Here is a 19095-nt window from a genome sequence, read left to right as displayed (position 1 = left end):
TGTGCTGATTTTGAAATCACGAAACCGCAAATCATGAATATCGAACAGTTTTTGCAGGATAAAGTGCGGGCCGCAGTGACCGCGCTGTACGGCGAACCCGCCCCCGGACAGGTACAGATACAGAAAACCCGCAAGGAATTCGACGGCGATATGACGCTGGTGGTCTTCCCGTTGCTGAAACTCAGCCGCAAAAATCCGGAAGCCACCGCCGCGGAGATCGGCGAAGCGCTGGTCGCCTCGACGCCCGAAATCAAAAGTTTCAATGTAATCAAAGGATTTTTGAACCTGTCCCTTAGCGAATTGTTCTGGAGCGAGCGCGTGAACGAAATCCTCGCCGATCCCGCTTACGGGCAGGCCGCTCCGACCGGGCGGACGGTGATGGTCGAATACTCCTCGCCGAACACCAATAAGCCGTTGCACCTGGGCCATATTCGCAACAACCTGCTCGGCTACTCGGTGGCCCGGATTCTGGAGGCGGGCGGTAATAAGGTGCTGAAAGTGAATTTGGTCAACGACCGCGGAATCCATATCTGCAAGTCGATGCTCGCGTGGCGGAAGTTCGGCGGCGGCGAGACGCCCGCTTCGTCCGGCATGAAGGGCGATCACCTGGTCGGGAAGTACTACGTGGCCTTCGATAAGGCTTATAAGGCCGAAGTCAAAGAACTGACGGCCGGCGGTATGGACGAAGAAACAGCCAAGCGCGAAGCGCCGATTATGAAAGAGGCCCAGGCGATGCTGCGCAAGTGGGAGGCCAAAGACCCGGAGATTTACGGGTTGTGGCAGACGATGAACGGCTGGGTGTACGAAGGTTTCGACAAGACGTACGAAGCGATGGGCGTCAGCTTCGACAAGGTGTACTACGAATCGAATACCTACCTGCTCGGCAAATCGATCGTCGAGGAGGGACTGGATAAAGGGGTGTTTTTCCGTAAGGAGGACGGCTCGGTCTGGTGCGACCTGACCGCCGACGGTCTCGACCAGAAGCTGTTGCTGCGCGGCGACGGTACGTCGGTCTACATGACGCAGGACCTCGGCACGGCCTACACTCGTTTCAAAGAGGAACGCCTGGACGACATGATCTACGTCGTCGGCAACGAGCAAAACTATCATTTCCAGGTATTGAAACTGATCCTCGGCAAGCTCGGTTACGGCTGGGCCGATCATATCACGCACCTGTCGTACGGTATGGTCGAGCTGCCCGAAGGAAAAATGAAGTCGCGCGAGGGGACGGTGGTGGACGCCGACGACCTGATCGACGAGATGGTGCGGACGGCTTACGACATGTCGCAGGAGCTCGGCAAACTCGACGATGCGACGCCGGACGAGGCGATGCGGATCAGCCGGATGGTAGGACTCGGCGCGTTGAAATATTTCATTCTGAAAGTCGATCCGCGTAAGACGATGCTGTTCGACCCGCGCGAGTCGATCGACTTCAACGGCAATACCGGGCCGTTTATCCAATACACCCACGCCCGGATCAAGTCGGTGTTGCGCAAGGCGGCCGAGCGCGGGATCGTTCCGGCTTCCGAGCTGCATAGCTCGGCGCTTTCGACTGAAGAGGTCGGCCTGATCAAGATGCTTGCCGACTATCCGGGCGCCGTAGCGCAGGCCGGCGCGACGTTCTCGCCGTCGGTGATCGCGAATTACGCTTACGAATTGGCCAAAGCGTACAACAGCTATTACCACGATTTCCCGATCCTGCGGGAGGCCGATGCGCAGAAACAAACGATGCGTCTGACGCTTTCCGAAACCGTAGCCCGCGTGATCGCTTCGGCGATGGCGCTGCTCGGTATCGGAGTTCCGCAACGCATGTAAACCGGCTTTCCGCAGCCTTTAACCGATACGGCCTTGGGCATCGTACAACGCAACAGCATCACGATCACGATCCTGTCCTACCTGGGGATCCTGATCGGATATGTCAACAAGATCCTGTTGCTGACGAACTTCCTGACCGAGGAGCAGGTCGGACTGGTCAATATTCTGACCGGGCTGGCCGTCCTGTACGCCCAGTTTTCCGCGCTGGGAATCAATTTTTCGGTCGTCAAATTCTTCCCGTTTTTCCGGACGCCCGACCGGCGGGACAACGGTTTCTTTTTCTGGTCGGCGCTGGGTGTCGGCGCCGGGTTCGTCGTGTTCACGGTTCTGTTCCTGGCGTTCCGCGAACCGGTCATGGCGTACTATTCGAAAGAATCTCCGCTACTGTCCGAGCACTACCTGATGCTGATTCCGCTGGGGCTGGCTACGTTGTCCTATAATTTTTTCAGTTCGTGGTTGCAGGCATTTTACAAGACGGTCGTCACCTCTTTCGTCAACGAGATTCTGCTGCGCCTGTTGATTTCGATCGAAATTTCGCTGTATGCGTTGCGGCTGATTACGTTCGAGCAATTCGTCGTGGGGTACGTGCTGATCTATTTCGTACCGGCGGCGATCCTGCTGGTTTATATGGCGACGATACGGCAAACGCGGTTCCGGCCGGTTCCGGTCACTCCGCGCGTGCGCAGGTTGCTTTCGATCACGGCGGTATACGGATTGTGGCAGTATCTCGGAGGGGCTTCGATGTATATCGTACCGATCGTCGACCAGACGATGCTGGCCGGGATCTGCGGGCTGGCGGAAGGAGGGATCTATACCACGATCATCTATATGACCAGCGCGATGCAGATGCCCTACCGTTCGATCGTCAAGGTGTCTACGCCGGTGGTTACGAACCTGTGGAAAGAGCGCGACATGGAAGGTATGCGCAAAATCTCGCGCGATGCGTCGCTGATGAACCTGATCGCCGGTTGCTTTCTGTTCGTCGTCATCTGGGTCAACCTCGACAATATCTTTTCGCTGATGCCGGAGTCGTACGCCAGCGGGCGTTACGTTTTCCTGTTCCTCGGCCTGGGTTGGGTCGTGAATATGTACGTGGGACTGAACAGCACGATTCTGATGACTTCCAAGAAATACCGCTATGAGTTCATGCTTTCGATCCTGCTGGTCGGGCTGACCGTCCTGACCAACGCGCTGATGATTCCCCGCTGGGGGATGAACGGGGCGGCGCTGGCGACGATGATCTCGCTGCTGGTTTTCAACGTTGGGCACGTTGCGTTCGTATGGAAATTCTACCGGATTTTTTCACTGTCGTGGCGCGATGTCCTCGTCGCCCTGTGGGGAGCCGCGATGATCGGCGTCTCGATGCTGATTCCGCGGCAAGACAATTTCATCGTCGACGGAACGATCCGGACGACGCTGATTTCGCTCGTATTCGGTACGGGAATTTATTATTCGAAGATTTCTCCGGCGCTGAACCGGATGCTCGAAGGCCTGCTTCGCCGGATTTTCGTCCGCCGCTCTTAACGGTCAGGCGCGCAGTTGGGCTTGGCGATACGTAAAGAGCATGGGATAATCGTCGAATGCGAAGATGGTCATTTCGTCGCGCCGGCGCCGCCACGGGAGCAACCGTCCCCATACGATTTTGCTGACGAATATGAAAAACAGCGTGTATAGGTCGTCGTACTCTTTATCGCAACAATAAACGACGGACGGATCTTTCGGATCCACCAGTCGTTCGTATTTGTTGATCAGGAATCCGTTCCACTGGTATTTTCCCGAACAGAGCCGATCCATGAACGCATTGTAATCGGGCAGGAATACGAGCTGGCGTCCCGTAAAATCCTGATAATTCTGTAATGCGAGTTTGAAAATCCGATCGCGGCGGTTGTTGCGTTTCCCGAGCCAGAATATCAACAGGCGCGTCGGGATCTCTTGCGCGAACACGATGTCCGACGTGTGGGCTTTCAAAAATTTCTCGGTGTCCCGGTACAATCGTTTTTCTCTGTTCATAATGATGACTTTTTGTAGGATCGATCAACGATTGCTCCCGCTTGCGACGAGAACGCATTTGCCCGTATTCCCGTTTGCGGTACGGCATTTCCCGGCGGAACCGATGCGGACTTCGGGAGCGGTCGCACGAGACCGCCCGGTATCGGTCGGACAAAAGCATACTTTCTCCGTTTTCCGGATCGTAATCCGTTGAGGCTGTTCTGTAGTTCGCTGTGAATGGAAGAAGGGCATAATCATTTGTTTACAGTACGTCCGACGCCGCGATTTCTCCGGATTATTCGTCCTGATCGTACTTTTCGATCCTTGATTTAATAAAATTTATTATAAATATAGTTATAACTACATAACTTTATGATGCAAATATAATTAAAATTCAAGATAATCCAACGGTCCGATATATTTTTATGCAAAGTTCCGGTTATTTATTTCGATCGAAAAGGAACGGAGGCGAGCCGTTTTGCAATTTTTCGGCAGACCGCCTCTTTTTTCCGGAGGGGTTTATTATATTTGTATCAAATACTGCTATTTGGAACGCCATGCCGGATACTTTTTTACTTTTCGCCCTGATCGACCTGAAGCCTTACCTGAGTTTCGGGTACATCGTTTTCGTGATTATCACGATCGCCGTGATCATTCACGACAAGCGCGATCCGGTGAAGGCGCTGTCGTGGATCATCGTGATTTCATTGCTGCCGGTCGTCGGATTTATCTTTTACATCGTTTTCGGGCGCAACCACCGCAAGCAAAAATTGTTCAGCCGCAAGGAACTGAGCGATCTCGAACAGATCGACACGCTGAGCCGGCAGCAAATCTACGAGATCAACAACGCCGCGGTGCTGCACAAACCGGAGATCAGCGACAACCGCGATATCATTACGCTGCTGCTCAACAGCAACAAGGCGCTGCTGACGGTGCATAACCGGGTGAAGCTGCTGAACGACGGAACGGAGACGTTCGACGAAATCCGCAAGGCGCTGTGGTCGGCCAGTTCGTCGATCCATCTGGAATATTACATCATCGAGGACGATCCGCTGGGCCGCGAGATCGCCGACATTTTGATCGCCAAGGCGCAGCAGGGAGTCGAGGTGAGGCTGATCTACGACGACGTGGGCAGTTGGGGGCTCGGGCGCAAGTACATCGGCCGGCTGCGCAAGGCCGGCGTCCGGGTAGAGTGTTTCATGCAGGTGGTCTTCCCGTGGCTGACCAGCCACGTCAATTACCGGAATCACCGCAAGATCCTGGTTGTGGACGGCAAGATCGGGTTCACGGGCGGGATCAACATCGCCCAGCGGTACGTCACCGGGACGAAAATGGGGCCGTGGCGCGATACCCACCTGCGGCTCGAGGGCGAAGCGGTCGGCATGTTGCAGATCGTATTCATCGCCGACTGGTTTTTCGTCAGCAAGCAGTTGTTGAACGACTATCCGAAATACCTGCCCAAAACGCATGTCAAGGAGGAGACGATGATCCAGATCGCCACGTCCGGACCCGATTCCGACTGGGCGTCGATCATGCAGGCGTTTTTCTCGGCCATCACGCATGCGCAGCACCATATCTATATTTCGTCGCCCTATTTCCTTCCGAACGAGGCGATTCTGACGGCGGTCAAAGTGGCTGCGCTGAGCGGGATCGACGTGCGGATCATGATCCCGAGCCGTTCCGATTCGAAGGTGGTTTACTGGGCCTCCCGCTCGTACATCGGCGAACTGATCGACGCCAACGTGAAGGTGTACCTGTACCGCCGGGGATTCAACCATTCGAAGCTGATTATGATCGACGGGCAGTTCAGTTCGGTCGGCACGGCCAATATGGACATCCGCAGTTTCGAAGACAATTTCGAAGTGTCGGCGTTGCTGTACGACCGGAAGATCACGCAGGAGCTGGAAGCGGAGTTCCTGCACGACCTCGATCAGAGCCGCATGGTAACGCGCGACTACTGGGAGAGTCGCCCCGCGCTGCATAGTTTTTACGAAGCGTTGTCGCGGTTGTTCAGCCCGTTGCTGTAAACGAGGTTCGGATGTTGCCGTACCGCCGTGGGAATGACTTGATAAACCGTTAAACTGCCCGTTATGAGAAAAAAACTATTTGTTGTTTTTTGTGCGTTTTTGGCGCCCGTGTTTTCCGCAGCCCAGTCTCACGATCCTTTCGAAGCGGACACCACCGAATTCGTCCTGACGGTAGGTTCCCTGTCGACGAAGGCTATGGATGCTTATCCGCAGCGAATAACCGGGCTGTCGAAAGACGGAAAAGGTTACCGGGTCGTTCTTACCGTGGTCAATCCTTATGCCGACAGTGCGCGGCGTGCGAAAATGATGGAGGCGCCTTATTCCCGCAATCGATCCTACGACGGAGAGACGGCGAAATATTTGTTGCCGACGCCGCTGATCGACCCTGAAAACGAACTCCTGGCGGGAATTGCCGATACGTTGTTTACCGACGAATCCAGCGCGTTTGCCGTAATAAACAAGGCGCTTTCATTTACCCACGGTTTTTTATCGCCCGACGATTCGCTTGCCCGCCGCATCGATGCGGGAATTTGCAGGACGCTGGACGTGGCGTCGATCATCGAGCGGAGGAGAGGCACTTGCAGCGAATATGCGAACCTGTTCATTGCATTGATGCGCCGCAAGAATATCCCCGCCCGCCTTGCCGTGGGCTATGTTTACGCTCCCGAATACAAAGCCGTCGGAAGCCATGCATGGCCCGAATGCTATCTCGATGGCATCGGATGGTTTGCCGTCGATCCTACGATGAATACTTTCTGGTTTCCCCATTTCATGATAGTCAAGATGCGGGACGGGGTTGATTACGAAGACTGCGACATCGGTCTGTTGAAAGAAGACATAGAGCCTGTGGAGATAGCGAAAAAATAGTCGGGGAACCCCGGTAACCGGGATTGCGTTTGCCTTTCGGTCCTCTTTGTCGGATATTTTCCACTTTAAGACCGAAAAGGAAACAGGAAAGGAATATTTTTTCTACCTTTGAAATGTTTAACGGTGTAAATATGCAATCTATGAAGAAAAGGTGTTTGCTCACGACTGCGATCGCATTGATTTTATGCGGAATAACGAACAATGCCGGGGCCAAAGGCCCGATTCGTTTCGGGATCAAGGCCGGTATCCAGAGCCAGAGTCTTCACGCTTCGAAAGACGAGGTGCTCGGCGTGTTTTCGGCCGATAAGGATTTCGGTTATCAGTTCGGCTTCGTGGCCAGGATCAATTTTCCGATGTTGTATATACAACCGGAGTTGAACTATGCCAAGCATCGCTTTACGATGGATATGGAGGACGGCGCCACGACGAAGGTAAAAGTGAACAACATTGAGCTGCCGATCCTCGTGGGGTGGAAAATCGCATTTGTGCGGTTGTTTGCCGGCCCCGTTTTCACGCTGATGAACGATACCGGCAACAAGTTGAAAAATACTTCGGCGGCGATCAATACCGAACTCGCAAAATCGTTGGTCGGTTATCAACTGGGCGGCGGCGTCGAATTCGGGCGCGTCAACGTGGATATGCGTTACGGCGGCCAGTTCAAAAAGCCGGAGCTCACCGTGGTCAAGGGCGAGCAGCAGGCCCGCACTTACAAGACGAGCATGAATCAGTGGCAGTTGAACATTAGCTACCTGTTCTAAATCCTGTACGCGGATGACCGAAAAAGTAATTCTTCTCGAAGGGATCGACCCGGTGGAGTTTTACGGCCTCGCCGATGCCAACATCGAAAAAATCGGCGGTAAATTTCCGAAACTGAAAATCGTGGCGCGCGGTTCCGCCATCAAGGTGATGGGGGAGGAGAGCGAGATCGTGCGGTTCGACAAGAAGCTTGCCGAACTGCTGGCTTATTACGAGCGTTACGGCCATATATCCCCGCAGGTGATCGACCAGATTTACGACGGGGGACTCTCTGCGGTGCAGGACGATCCGGAAGACCAGCATGTGATCGTCTACGGCAACAACGGCCTGGTCGTCCGGGCGCGCACCATCAACCAGGAGCGCCTGCTGAACCTGTACGACCGCAACGACCTGATTTTCGCCATCGGCCCGGCCGGTTCGGGCAAGACTTATACGGCGATCGCGCTGGCGGTTCGGGCGCTGAAGAACCGCGAAGTGAAACGCATCATTCTGACGCGTCCCGCCGTGGAAGCCGGCGAAAAGCTCGGTTTTCTGCCCGGCGACATGAAGGAGAAACTCGATCCTTACTTACAGCCGCTGTACGATGCGTTGAACGACATGATTCCGGCAGCGAAACTCGGTAAATACGTGGAAGACGGCACGGTGCAGATTGCGCCGTTGGCCTATATGCGCGGGCGGACGCTCGACAACGCTTTCGTCATCCTGGACGAAGCGCAGAATACGACGGTCGCCCAGATCAAAATGTTCCTGACCCGCATGGGGCGCAACGCCCGGTTTATCGTTACCGGCGACATCACGCAGATCGACCTGCCGCGGCGCAGCGATTCGGGTCTGATGCCCGTTGTGGAGATGCTGAAAGGGATCGACGGTATCGGGATCGTCGCATTCGACAACCGCGACATCATCCGTCACCGGCTGGTAAAGCACATCGTTGAAGCCTTCGAACGACATGCCGGCAACTCCGAGAAAGAATGACTCGAAACATATAAATCGAAACAAACATGACAAAAGCAATCGTAAAAACCGATTTCCGGTTTGACGGGCAGAAGAGCCTGTATGAAGGAAAGGTACGTGATGTCTACAATATCGACGACCAGTATTTGGTGATGGTCGTGAGCGACCGGATTTCGGCGTTCGACGTCGTCCTGCCGAAAGGGATTCCCTACAAAGGACAGGTGCTGAACCAGATCGCGTCGAAATTTCTCGACGCCACGTCCGATATCTGCCCGAACTGGAAAATCGCTTCGCCCGATCCGATGGTGACGGTCGGTTACCGCTGCGACTCGTTTCCGGTCGAGATGATCGTGCGCGCTTACCTGACCGGCAGTTCGTGGCGGGATTACAAAGCCGGCGCCCGGGAGATCTGCGGCGTACCCGTTCCGGACGGAATGCGCGAACACCAGCGTTTCCCGCACCCGATCGTCACGCCGACGACCAAGGCCGAGATCGGCGAGCACGATCAGAATATTTCGAAAGAGGAGATCATCGCCAAAGGACTGGTTTCGAAGGCCGATTACGAAATGCTCGAAAAATACGCGTTGGCGCTGTTCGATCGCGGAAGCAAGATGGCTGCCGAGCGCGGCCTGATCCTGGTCGACACGAAGTACGAATTCGGCAAGAAGGACGGCGAGATCTACCTGATCGACGAGATTCATACGCCGGACAGTTCGCGCTATTTCTATGCCGACGGTTACGAGGAACGTTTTGCGAAAGGCGAGCCGCAGCGTCAGTTGTCGAAGGAGTTTGTCCGCGAATGGCTGATGGACCACGGTTTCCAGGGGAAGCCCGGACAGCAGGTTCCGCAGATGACCGATCAGTTCGTCGGGAGCGTCAGCGACCGGTACATCGAGCTGTACGAGAAGATCACCGGCGAGCAATTCGTCAAGGACGAAGCGGCCGATATCACTTCGCGGATCGAAAATAATGTAAAGAACATGCTGGCACGGCTGCGCTGAGGTTTGTTCGGAGAGCTTAGATAAAACGGGTTTTTATGAATACGAATCTGGATGGGCTTTCGCCCCGCGAGGTGTGGGAAAAATTCGCCGAGATCGCTCGTGTGCCGCGTCCGTCGCGGCACGAGGAGGCGATTCGGGCGTATCTGGTCGCCGAAGCGCGGACGCACGGCATCGCCTGTACGGTCGACGATGCCGGGAACGTGATCCTGCGCAAACCGGCTACGCCGGGCATGGAGTCCCGCAAGGGGATCATTCTGCAGGCGCACATGGACATGGTTCCGCAGAAAAACGGCGACAAGCGGTTCGATTTTACGAAAGATCCCATCGAAGTCCGTGTCGACGGCGAATGGGTAAGGGCCGACGGAACGACGCTCGGAGCCGACAACGGGATCGGAGTTGCTGCGATTTTGGCCGTTATGGAGTCTGAGGACGTCGTGCACGGGCCGTTGGAAGCGCTGATCACCGCGACTGAGGAGACCGGCATGGACGGGGCCCGCGGTCTGAAAGGCGGAATGCTCGACGGCGAGATACTGGTTAACCTGGATTCCGAGACGGAGGGCGAACTGTATGTCGGATGCGCCGGCGGTTTGGATGCTTCGGTGCGCATGACGTATCGTGAAGATATTGTTCCTGAAGGATATAAGGCTTTCTGGATTGCGGTAGGCGGTTTGAAAGGCGGACATTCGGGCATCGATATCCATCTGGGACGCGGCAATGCGAATCGGATTTTGTTCCGGCTGTTGAGAAAGTGCGAACGGGAGTACGGCTTGCGGCTGGCGTCGGTCGACGGCGGCGGCCTGCGCAATGCCATTCCGCGTGAGGCGACGGCGACGGTTGTCGTTCCGGACGCTGTCTCGGATGTTTTTCGGACGCTGGCCGCCGGTCTCGAATCGGTGTTGAAAGAGGAGTTCCGGGGCGTCGACGATGCGGTGACCGTTCGGATTACGGATGCCCGGCGGCCCGATTCGCTGATCGACCCGCAATCGCAACGGCAATTGATCCGGGCCGTACGCGGATGTCCCGACGGCGTAATCCGGATGAATCCGTCGATGCCGGGGCTGGTACAGACTTCGTCCAACCTGGCCCGGGTCACCGCCGGAAGCGGGGAGATTCTGGTGCACTGCCTGTTACGTAGCTCGCTCGATAGCGAAAAGGCCGATCTGGGCGACCGGATCGCCGGGGTATTCGAACTCGCGGGAGCAGAAGTCGCGCTCGAGGGCGGTTACGACGCTGGAATCCGAATCCGGATTCGCCGATCCTGCATACGATGATCGCGTCGTACGAGTCGCTGTTCGGTCGCCGACCGGTCGTTACGGCCATCCATGCCGGACTGGAGTGCGGGATCATCGGTACGAATTACCCTGCGCTGGATATGATTTCGTTCGGCCCGACGATCCTGCACCCGCATTCGCCCGACGAAAAAGTGAACGTCGCGTCGGTCGGCCGTTTCTGGCAGTATCTGCTGGCCACGCTCCGCAATGTACCGTTCAGATCGTAAAGGTTATGGAGACGTTCGATAAATGGTTTGCCATCGTCAATCCCGTCGCCGGAAGCGGCAAGGGACTGAGCGACTGGCCGCTGATCAGCAAGTTATTGCGCGATCACCACATCGTGCCGGAGTATGCGTTCACCGAACGCAAGTACCATGCGATCGAACTGGCCGTTGAGGCGATCAACAACGGTTTCCGCAAGATCATGGTGGTCGGCGGCGACGGGACGATCCACGAGGTGGTCAACGGCCTGTTTATTCAAAAGGCGGTTCCTACGACCGAGGTGCTGGTGGGCGTGATCGCCGTCGGTACCGGCAACGACTGGATCCGGATGTTCGGGATTCCGCGCAAATATTCCGAAGCGATCCGGGCGATCGTCGAAGGACACTCTTTTTTGCAGGACGTCGGCGTGGTTTCGTACCACAAGGCGACTTACAAGCAGGAGCGTTATATGGCCAACGTGGCCGGGGTGGGCTTCGACGCCGTCGTGAACCGTCGTTACAACCACCTGAAAGAGGAAGGGAAGCGGGGTAAATGGCTGTATCTGTGGAGCACGCTGAAAGCCCTGCTGCGTTACTCTTCGACCGGCGTCAAGGTGTATGTCGACGATGAATTGGTCGTTAACGACTTGGTTTACAGCGCTACGATCGGGATCGGCAGGTACAACGGCGGCGGGATGTTACAAACGCCGGACGCCGTGGCCGACGACGGGTTGTTCGACCTGACCGTGATTCGCAAAATGAGCTGGCTCTCGGTGCTGTTCCATTTCAAGGTGCTGTTCAACGGGAAAATTTACAGGCTGAGCAAGACGAGCCTGAACCGGGGAAGGCGCATCCGGATCGAGTCGTCGCCCGAGATCGCGCTGGAGGTTGACGGCGAAGCGCTCGGATATTCGCCGTTCGAGTTCGAGATCATCGACCGCGCCGTCCGGGTGGTCGTGGCCAAACGCTTCCTGGAAGAAGGAAGCGCCGGCAAGTCCGTTGCGGATAGAATTTTGGAAAATAAAAAATAAAACGATATTTTTACGAACTAACCTTAACAAAACCAAAAATGAAAAAAAATCAACTTTTATCACTGGTTTGCGCGGCGTTGTTTTTTATGGGCTGCGGTGAAAAACCGGCGGGCGTCGTCGATTTGACTGTCGAGTTGCAGGAGAACCCTATCGGGCTCGACGAGCAGCATCCCCGTTTCGGATGGCGGATCGAATCCGATCAGGACGACGTGATGCAGACTTCCTATCGGATCATGGTGGCTCCTACGAAGACCGATCTCGACAAAGCGGAAAATCTGGTGTGGGATTCGGGCGTCGTTTCGTCCGACCAGTCTACGTTCGTTCCTTACGCGGGATCTCAGCTCGAATCCCGCAAGGATTACTACTGGAAGGTGCTGATTACCACCAATAAGGGCGACTCGCTGTGGAGCGATGCCGCGCAGTGGTCGATGGCGCTGCTCGATGACGGCGACTGGCAGGCGCAGTGGATCGGGATCGACAGTTCGCTGAACGCGACGGATCGCCTGACCGGCGACAGCCGTCTGGCCGCCCGTTACCTGCGCAAGGAATTCCCGGTGGAAGGGAACGTCGCTTCGGCGCGTTTATACATTAGCGGACTGGGCTTTTACGAATGCTACCTGAACGGCCGCAAGATCAACGAGGACATCTTCGCACCGACGGCTACCGACTATACGAAGTCGGTCAACTACAATGTTTTCGACGTGATGGAGTTCCTGAAGGACAAGCAGAATACGATCGGGGTGATCCTCGGCAACGGGCGCTATTTCTCGATGCGTCTGGGCGATCCTTCTGCCGGTTTGCTCGGTTCGCTGCGTCAGTTCGGCTACCCGAAGCTGCTGGCACAACTGGAAATCACTTATAAAGACGGTTCGAAAACGGTCGTAGTCAGCGACGACAGTTGGAAACTGACCACCAACGGCCCGATCATCGCCAACAACGAATTCGACGGCGAGGAGTATAACGCCAATTATGAGATGAAGGGCTGGAACGAAAACGGCTTCGACGACAGCGCGTGGATGCAGGCCCGGAAGGTAGGCGCTCCGGGAGGCGAATTGGTCGCTCAGCGCAATCCGAACATCATGACGATGGATACGGTGGACCCGGTTTCGATCAACCAGTTGAACGACAGTACTTACATCGTCGATATGGGGCAGAATTTGGTCGGATGGCTGGCTGTAACGCTGAAAGGGCAGAAGGACAAGCCGATCAAGATGCGTTTCTCCGAAACGCTGAAGGACGACGGCAGCCTGTATATGGACAACCTGCGCGGCGCGCACGTGACCGACATCTATACGCCTGCGTCGGACGGCCTGTTTAGCTGGGAACCCCGTTTCACCTATCACGGGTTCCGTTTCGTAGAGATTACCGGACTGAACTACAAGCCCGAGTTGAAAAATTTCAAAGGGAAAGTCAATTACGACCGGATGGAAACGGTCGGTTCGTTCGAGTCGTCCGATTCGACGATCAACCAGATTTACCACAATGCGTTCTGGGGTATTCGCGGCAATTACCGCAGTATGCCGACCGACTGTCCGCAGCGCGACGAGCGTATGGGATGGCTCGGCGACCGCGCGATGGGTTGCATCGGCGAAAGTTTCATGTTCCGTCATGCGCTGCTTTACGAAAAGTGGCTGAAGGATATCGAACAGATCCAAAGCGAAAACGGTTGCGTGCCCGACGTGGCTCCGGCTTTCTGGACGTTCGACCAACACTCCGGCAACGTAACCTGGCCCGCCGCTTACATTTGCGTGGCCGATATGTTGTACAACCAGTACGGCGACAGCCGCCCGATCAAGGAGCATTACGCTTCGATGAAAAAGTGGATGGATTTCATCCGCGACACGCAGATGAAGGATAATGTCGTTATCAACGACGTGTACGGCGACTGGTGTATGCCTCCCGAAAGCCAGGAACTGATCCACTCGGCCGATCCGGCTCGCAAAACCGACGGCCGCCTGCTCGCGACCAGTTTCTACTACCGTTTGTTGAACATTATGAGCAAATTCGCCGCAATCAGCGGCAACGAGGCCGATATTCCGGCTTACCAGGAGCTCGCCGCCAATATTAAGAGCGCTTATAACCAGATGTTCTTGAATGCCGAAACCGGTCAGTACGCCAACAACACGGTGACGGCCAACATCCTGTCGCTGATGCAAGATCTGACCCCCGATTCGTTGCAGGGCAAGGTGTTCGAAAATATCGTGGAAAAAACCCAGGGCGAATTCGACAGCCATGTCAGCACCGGCCTGATCGGAATCCAGTTCCTGATGCGCGGCCTGACCGAGCACGGCAAGGGCGACCTGGCTTACACGATCGCTACGAACCGTACCTATCCGAGTTGGGGTATATGATCGACAAGGGCGCCACGACGATCTGGGAATTGTGGAACGGCGATACGGCCGATCCGGCGATGAACTCGGGCAACCACGTGATGTTGCTGGGCGACCTGATGACGTGGTATTACGAGAACCTGGCCGGGATCAAGAGCGATCCGCAGCAGGTCGGTTTCAAGAAAATCGTTATGGCTCCCTATTTCCCCGACGGGCTCGATTGGGTGAACGCGTCGTACGAATCGCTGTACGGCCCGATCGAAAGCAATTGGAAGAAGGGTGAGAACGGACTTTCGTGGAAAGTCGTAATTCCTGCCAATACGACGGCCAGCATCCGCATCCCGGCCGCATCGGCCGATAAGGTCACCGAAAGCGGCAAGCCGCTGTTGCAGAATCCAGCGGTGAAGTCCGTCAATGCGGCCGACGGTTTCGTGGTGGTCGAAGCGGGATCGGGAACTTTCGATTTCCTGGCCGGGAAATAAGCTTACGTACCGAAAAAACAAAAGACCCCGCCCGATCGAACGGCGGGGTTTTTTGTAAGCCGGCTTTTCCGTTTGGACGGTCGAATGCGCAACGACCGGAATGCGCGGGAATGGGGACAGGCTAAAATAAATGCCCTGCGAACAACAAAAATCTGTTTTTTGTGTTATATTTGCAAGACGAACGGGCTTTCGGGAAACGCGAATCGGGGCCCGGACCGCAATAACCTGAGTGTGAAACCTAATATGTAAATTATGCTTAACTTACCTTTGCTGATAATGGGTGTGATCGGGCCGTGGCAGCTTTTAGTGATCGTGGCGCTGGTCGTTATTTTCTTCGGTGGCAAGAAAATTCCCGAACTGATGCGTGGCATGGGACGCGGTATCAAGGAGTTCAAGGACGCTATTAACAAGGATTATACGGCCGAAACTCCCAAGAACGAGACGACGGCTCCCTCTGCGCCCGCTGCAAAACCGACCGACGAGACTACCAAGAATTAGAATCTTGCAGGATACGGCAGGGGCTCGGGCCTTTGCGCGGTTCTACGGAACCGCGAATGTGTATCGTATGCTAACCGTTTGAATATTATGACCGATAAACAGGAAAAGTCATCCGATAACGAGATGACTTTTTTTGAACATATCGATGCTTTGCGTCCCCATTTGGTGCGTGGTTTTTCGGCGTTGTTCATCATCATGATCGTCGCATTCGTCGCCAAGAAGTTTATCATCGATATGGTGCTGATGGGGCCTCAGTCCCCCGACTTTCCGACCAATCGCTGGCTGTGCGAGTTATCGCACCGGCTGTTCGGCGACGACACCTTGTGTATCAACCATATCAAACTGAATATGGTGAATACGGCGCTCGGCGGGCAGTTCAACCTGCATATGCAGGTGTCGATGGTGACGGGCGTCGTACTGGCGGTTCCCTACCTGCTGTGGGAAATCTGGCGCTTCGTGGCTCCGGCCCTGACCAGCTACGAACGTTACAAAAGCCGGATGTTCGTGTTCTACGTTTCGGTGTGCTTCTTTTGCGGACTGTTGTTCGGCTATTTTCTGATCGTTCCGCTGTCGATCAATTTTTTCGCCGGTTATCAGGCCAGCGCCGATATTACGAACATGATCGACGTGCGCTCGTACCTGACTACCGTACTGACCGTGTCGGTGGCGTGCGCCGCAGTGTTCCAACTGCCGTTGCTGATCTATTACCTGACGCAGATGGGTATCGTGACGGCCGCTTTCCTACGAAAATACCGCCGACATGCGATCATCCTGCTGACCATCGTTTCGGCGGTAATCACGCCGCCCGACCTGTTCAGCCTGGTGCTGGTAATTCTGCCGCTCTATTCGCTGTACGAGCTGAGTATATTCCTCGCCCGCCATGTCGAACGGAAAAAGGCGAAAGAGGAGGCTGCGAACGGTTATCCGGTGGACGTGCCGCAGGAAGACCTGGAAGAATAACCGCTTTCGTTATAAAATAACGAAGAGGAGCGCATGGGGATGCGCTCCTCTTTTGTTATACCGGAAAAAGATTATTCTGAATCGCCGGACGTTTCCGAATCGTCGTCGAGGTAAATCTCTCCCATCAGCGAATCGATCTCCCGGCGTTCGCGTTTGGTGGGGCGGCCGGTTCCCCGGTCGCGCTGTACGAAGACGGTCAGTTTCGGGATGTGCAACTTGTCCAGTTCCGCCTGGGACGTTAGATTTTCGACGTAATCGGGCACGTTCTTGGCCGGTTGCCGCGAAGAGACCATCGCCGCGACGCGGTATGTGTAAGTGACCGGCATCTTCTTTACGGTCACCGTATCTCCGACTTTGATCTCCCGCGAAGGCTTTACGAAAGCTCCGTTGATCAATACCCGGTTCGTGCGGCACGCATCCGCCGCATCGCTGCGGGTCTTGAAGATCCGCACGGCCCACAGCCATTTGTCAACTCTTACCGAGAAATCTTCGCCCATCGTTTTGTCTTATTTGTTGTTGAATGCGTTCATCGTTCGTTCGAGTCCGGCCGTTGCGAACGACCGGATGACCTCTCCGGCCATATCGAGCCGTTCGGGCAGGGCGTCGGCCTCCTCTTTTGTCCAGGTGCCGAGGACGTAGTCCACCTGAAACCCTTTCGGAAAGTCTCCGCCGATCCCGAAACGCAGCCGGGCGTAGTTGTTGTGCCCGAGCGATTCCGCGATGTTTTTCAGTCCGTTGTGTCCTCCGTCGCTTCCTTTCCCGCGGATGCAGAGCGTGCCGAACGGCAGGGCGATGTCGTCTACGACGACGAACAGGTTCTCAATCGGGATTTTTTCGGTCTTCAGCCAGTAGCCGACGGCTTTCCCGCTGAGATTCATGTAAGTCGACGGTTTCAGCAGGATGAAGGTGCGCCCTTTGTATTTCAGTTCGGCGACCGATCCGTAGCGGCCCGTTTCGAACGCTACGCCGGCGGCTTTCGCCAGCGCGTCCACCACTTTGAACCCGATGTTGTGGCGGGTCTCCGTATATTCGGCTCCGATGTTTCCGAGCCCTGCGATCAGATATTTCAATGTGTCGGATTTTTAGGAAAAAAGCCCTGTCGCTTCCCTTACAGGGGCTTCGCGACAGGGCGTTTTGGTATGTCGGTCGTCGCGGTCGTTCCGCGGTCGTCCTACTTCGCTGCGGCAGCTTCGGATGCGGCGGCGCCTCTGGCGGCACGCGTCATCTTAACGGCGCAGATCGCAGTCGACGCGGGGGTCAGGATCGCGATGTTGTCGTATTGCAGGTCGCCCACGAAAATGCTTTTACCCAGGCCGAGTTTGGTTACGTCCACGACGATTTCGTCGGGCAGGTTCTCCATGGTGGCGCTGATGCGTACTTTTCGTTTGCTGAGGATCAGCTTACCGCCCAGTTTGACGCCTTCCGAGTTGCCTGTCAACTTCACGGGAACGTCGATCGAGATCGGTTTGCCGGGGATTACATGGAAGAAATCCACGTGCAACACGTTATCCGTTACCGGGTGATACTGTACTTCGCGCATTACGCCTACTTCTTTTTTGCCGTCGATGTCGAATTCCACGAGGTACGACTGCGGGGTGTAGATCAGCGGCCTTAGCGAACGCGTTTCCACTGCGAAATGAATGGTCTCCCCGTTTCCGTAGATTACGCACGGCACCATGCCTTCTTTACGTACGGCTTTGCTCTCTTTTTTGCCGAATGCGTTACGTTTCACGCCGGCGATTTTGATCGTTTCCATAATTTTGATTGTGTTTGTGTTATCCGGCGCTACTCAGAAACAGAAGAGAGATTCGAACTCTGTCGCCCCATCGCGCCTTTTGCAGCCGCAAAGATAGGATTAATAACGGGAAAATAAAAAAAATCGAAAAAATTATGTCCTGATATTTTGGATTATTCCAAATTTGGTTACCTTTGCAGCACTTTTACGGGATACACGTAAAGGGCGTTCTCAAAAGAATGATCCGGACGGAAAAAAGTTTTGGACGATTCGGAAAAAAGTTTTATCTTTGCAACGAAGTTTTAGGTTCATTTTAGGTTAGTAGTTTTAGGTTAGTAGAAGGAAAATGCCGCAGAAGTGAGATTTTTCTCTTTCTGTAGCTTTCCTTTGAATTTTGAATGAACTTTATTCCTGTTGTAAATAAGATATAAGCCCAGATGGTGAAATTGGTAGACACGCTACTTTGAGGGGGTAGTGTCGGTTTACGACGTGCAAGTTCGAGTCTTGTTCTGGGCACGGGAACCGAAGGGTTTGAGTTTTTTGAGGTATTGGATTGCCCAGGTGGCGAAATGGTAGACGCGCTAGTTTCAGGTACTAGTGTCAGTGATGATGTGAAGGTTCGAGTCCTTTCCTGGGCACAAAATAAGCCGCCTAATCGTTTGATTAAGCGGCTTTTGCTTTTCTTTAAGGTGTACTAAAAGTGTACTTTTCGACAAAACAACATCTTTTACCCCTTTTTCTTTTTACCTCAGCAATGCGCCCCAGGTGGTATGCGATCACCCAAAAGGCATAGCGGTTGCCCCGTATTATGTGCGGCTCGAAGCTGTAACCAACCACCTCGACAATCGCCGTATCTCGCTCTTTGGCGTAACCGACTGCCAGCGACAGGTATTTGTAAGGCCGGGGGAAATACGGGAATCTTCCGCCGTTATAATCGTCTATGTACTCACAACTCTCTGATCCCGGAACGTTCGGATCTGGAATAAACCGCCTTGCTCGTTTGTTAGTAGGTATCTTTTTGCCGTGGTGTCTTTGATCTCACGATATTCGGTAGTCTTAGTACCGGCGATTATCTCGTCAAAATAGACCTTCCTTATCGGTAGGTATAGGGGGGGTTCTTTGATAGGTTTCATAATGCGAAGATATTGTTTTGAAATTAAAAAAAACAGATGGAATCTC

General features: G+C 54.7%; 16 protein-coding genes, 2 tRNA genes and 1 pseudogene. 15 read left to right on the top strand and 4 right to left on the bottom strand.

All coding sequences use genetic code 11. The annotated features are described in order from the left end of the window. Positions 1-33 precede the first annotated feature (33 nt). Together argS and DW082_RS00325 are read left to right on the top strand one after the other, a co-directional pair. A complete protein-coding gene (gene argS, locus DW082_RS00330; protein ID WP_101572320.1) occupies positions 34-1815 on the top strand; it encodes an arginine--tRNA ligase in 1782 nt (593 codons plus the stop codon). Positions 1816-1848: 33 nt separating this feature from the next. Further along, positions 1849-3339 (top strand): lipopolysaccharide biosynthesis protein, encoded by a 1491-nt coding sequence (locus DW082_RS00325; protein ID WP_101572322.1) that lies wholly within the window; start codon positions 1849-1851, stop codon positions 3337-3339. Positions 3340-3342: 3 nt separating this feature from the next. On the opposite strand, the gene DW082_RS00320 is transcribed toward DW082_RS00325, so the two are convergent. Continuing rightward, the gene (locus DW082_RS00320) at positions 3343-3825 is read right to left on the bottom strand and encodes a hypothetical protein (RefSeq protein WP_055205287.1); all 483 of its coding nucleotides are present in this window, start codon (positions 3823-3825) and stop codon (positions 3343-3345) included. Positions 3826-4361: 536 nt separating this feature from the next. On the opposite strand from DW082_RS00320, the gene cls reads away from it, so the two are divergent. The 11 genes and pseudogenes from cls (at position 4362) to tatC (ending at position 16181) form a co-directional block, all read left to right on the top strand. Next, complete coding sequence (gene cls / locus DW082_RS00310) at positions 4362-5831, top strand: cardiolipin synthase (RefSeq protein WP_055205289.1); 1470 nt, start codon at positions 4362-4364, stop codon at positions 5829-5831. A gap of 63 nt (positions 5832-5894) precedes the next feature. Next, the gene (locus DW082_RS00305; protein ID WP_101572326.1) at positions 5895-6698 is read left to right on the top strand and encodes a transglutaminase domain-containing protein; all 804 of its coding nucleotides are present in this window, start codon (positions 5895-5897) and stop codon (positions 6696-6698) included. A 140-nt stretch (positions 6699-6838) separates the two neighbouring features. After that, positions 6839-7456: a porin family protein gene (locus DW082_RS00300; RefSeq protein WP_055205294.1), complete on the top strand. Its 618-nt coding sequence runs from the start codon at positions 6839-6841 to the stop codon at positions 7454-7456. A 13-nt stretch (positions 7457-7469) separates the two neighbouring features. After that, complete coding sequence (locus DW082_RS00295; protein WP_118456845.1) at positions 7470-8429, top strand: PhoH family protein; 960 nt, start codon at positions 7470-7472, stop codon at positions 8427-8429. A 26-nt stretch (positions 8430-8455) separates the two neighbouring features. Continuing rightward, positions 8456-9409, top strand: coding sequence for a phosphoribosylaminoimidazolesuccinocarboxamide synthase (locus DW082_RS00290; RefSeq protein WP_101572328.1), 954 nt, complete (start codon positions 8456-8458; stop codon positions 9407-9409). Positions 9410-9444: 35 nt separating this feature from the next. Then, positions 9445-10680 (top strand): beta-Ala-His dipeptidase, encoded by a 1236-nt coding sequence (pepD, locus tag DW082_RS00285; RefSeq protein ID WP_310648282.1) that lies wholly within the window; start codon positions 9445-9447, stop codon positions 10678-10680. After that, positions 10677-10907: a hypothetical protein gene (locus DW082_RS15255; protein ID WP_310648281.1), complete on the top strand. Its 231-nt coding sequence runs from the start codon at positions 10677-10679 to the stop codon at positions 10905-10907. Before pepD ends, DW082_RS15255 begins: the two co-directional genes overlap by 4 nt. 5 nt (positions 10908-10912) lie before the next feature. Further along, entirely contained in the window at positions 10913-11911 is a 999-nt protein-coding gene (locus DW082_RS00280) for a diacylglycerol kinase family protein (RefSeq protein WP_118456844.1), read from the top strand. A 38-nt stretch (positions 11912-11949) separates the two neighbouring features. Then, positions 11950-14723, top strand: a pseudogene (locus tag DW082_RS00275) (glycoside hydrolase family 78 protein). A 252-nt stretch (positions 14724-14975) separates the two neighbouring features. Further along, entirely contained in the window at positions 14976-15221 is a 246-nt protein-coding gene (locus DW082_RS00270) for a twin-arginine translocase TatA/TatE family subunit (RefSeq protein ID WP_101572337.1), read from the top strand. 87 nt (positions 15222-15308) lie between these two features. Continuing rightward, on the top strand, positions 15309-16181 hold the full coding sequence (tatC, locus tag DW082_RS00265; RefSeq protein ID WP_172970805.1) for a twin-arginine translocase subunit TatC: 873 nt from the start codon (positions 15309-15311) through the stop codon (positions 16179-16181). Positions 16182-16252: 71 nt separating this feature from the next. Here tatC and DW082_RS00260 read toward each other — a convergent pair whose 3' ends face one another. The 3 genes from DW082_RS00260 to DW082_RS00250 all read right to left on the bottom strand — a co-directional run bounded on the left by DW082_RS00260 (position 16253) and on the right by DW082_RS00250 (position 17937). Beyond that, the gene (locus DW082_RS00260) at positions 16253-16678 is read right to left on the bottom strand and encodes an RNA-binding S4 domain-containing protein (RefSeq protein ID WP_055205301.1); all 426 of its coding nucleotides are present in this window, start codon (positions 16676-16678) and stop codon (positions 16253-16255) included. A gap of 9 nt (positions 16679-16687) precedes the next feature. After that, positions 16688-17251, bottom strand: coding sequence for an aminoacyl-tRNA hydrolase (gene pth, locus DW082_RS00255; protein ID WP_118456842.1), 564 nt, complete (start codon positions 17249-17251; stop codon positions 16688-16690). A gap of 101 nt (positions 17252-17352) precedes the next feature. After that, positions 17353-17937 (bottom strand): 50S ribosomal protein L25/general stress protein Ctc, encoded by a 585-nt coding sequence (locus tag DW082_RS00250; RefSeq protein WP_055205303.1) that lies wholly within the window; start codon positions 17935-17937, stop codon positions 17353-17355. 410 nt (positions 17938-18347) lie between these two features. Between DW082_RS00250 and DW082_RS00245 the strand changes: the two genes are divergently transcribed. After that, positions 18348-18432, top strand: a tRNA-Leu gene (locus tag DW082_RS00245). 39 nt (positions 18433-18471) lie between these two features. Then, positions 18472-18554, top strand: a tRNA-Leu gene (locus DW082_RS00240). Positions 18555-19095 lie beyond the last annotated feature (541 nt).

Source organism: Alistipes sp. AF48-12, assembly GCF_003477565.1.
Classification (GTDB): Bacteria; Bacteroidota; Bacteroidia; order Bacteroidales; family Rikenellaceae; genus Alistipes_A; species Alistipes_A hominis.
Note: the sequence above shows the minus strand (reverse complement) of the source record. Positions and strands in the feature narration are given on the sequence as shown.

Coding starts and splice junctions, on each gene's coding strand:
- argS (WP_101572320.1), top strand. CDS start 34: ATGAATATCGAACAGTTTTTGCAGGATAAAGTGCGGGCCGCAGTGACC.
- DW082_RS00320 (WP_055205287.1), bottom strand. CDS start 3,825: ATGAACAGAGAAAAACGATTGTACCGGGACACCGAGAAATTTTTGAAA.
- cls (WP_055205289.1), top strand. CDS start 4,362: ATGCCGGATACTTTTTTACTTTTCGCCCTGATCGACCTGAAGCCTTAC.
- DW082_RS00305 (WP_101572326.1), top strand. CDS start 5,895: ATGAGAAAAAAACTATTTGTTGTTTTTTGTGCGTTTTTGGCGCCCGTG.
- DW082_RS00300 (WP_055205294.1), top strand. CDS start 6,839: ATGAAGAAAAGGTGTTTGCTCACGACTGCGATCGCATTGATTTTATGC.
- DW082_RS00295 (WP_118456845.1), top strand. CDS start 7,470: ATGACCGAAAAAGTAATTCTTCTCGAAGGGATCGACCCGGTGGAGTTT.
- DW082_RS00290 (WP_101572328.1), top strand. CDS start 8,456: ATGACAAAAGCAATCGTAAAAACCGATTTCCGGTTTGACGGGCAGAAG.
- pepD (WP_310648282.1), top strand. CDS start 9,445: ATGAATACGAATCTGGATGGGCTTTCGCCCCGCGAGGTGTGGGAAAAA.
- DW082_RS15255 (WP_310648281.1), top strand. CDS start 10,677: ATGATCGCGTCGTACGAGTCGCTGTTCGGTCGCCGACCGGTCGTTACG.
- DW082_RS00280 (WP_118456844.1), top strand. CDS start 10,913: ATGGAGACGTTCGATAAATGGTTTGCCATCGTCAATCCCGTCGCCGGA.
- DW082_RS00270 (WP_101572337.1), top strand. CDS start 14,976: ATGCTTAACTTACCTTTGCTGATAATGGGTGTGATCGGGCCGTGGCAG.
- tatC (WP_172970805.1), top strand. CDS start 15,309: ATGACCGATAAACAGGAAAAGTCATCCGATAACGAGATGACTTTTTTT.
- DW082_RS00260 (WP_055205301.1), bottom strand. CDS start 16,678: ATGGGCGAAGATTTCTCGGTAAGAGTTGACAAATGGCTGTGGGCCGTG.
- DW082_RS00250 (WP_055205303.1), bottom strand. CDS start 17,937: ATGGAAACGATCAAAATCGCCGGCGTGAAACGTAACGCATTCGGCAAA.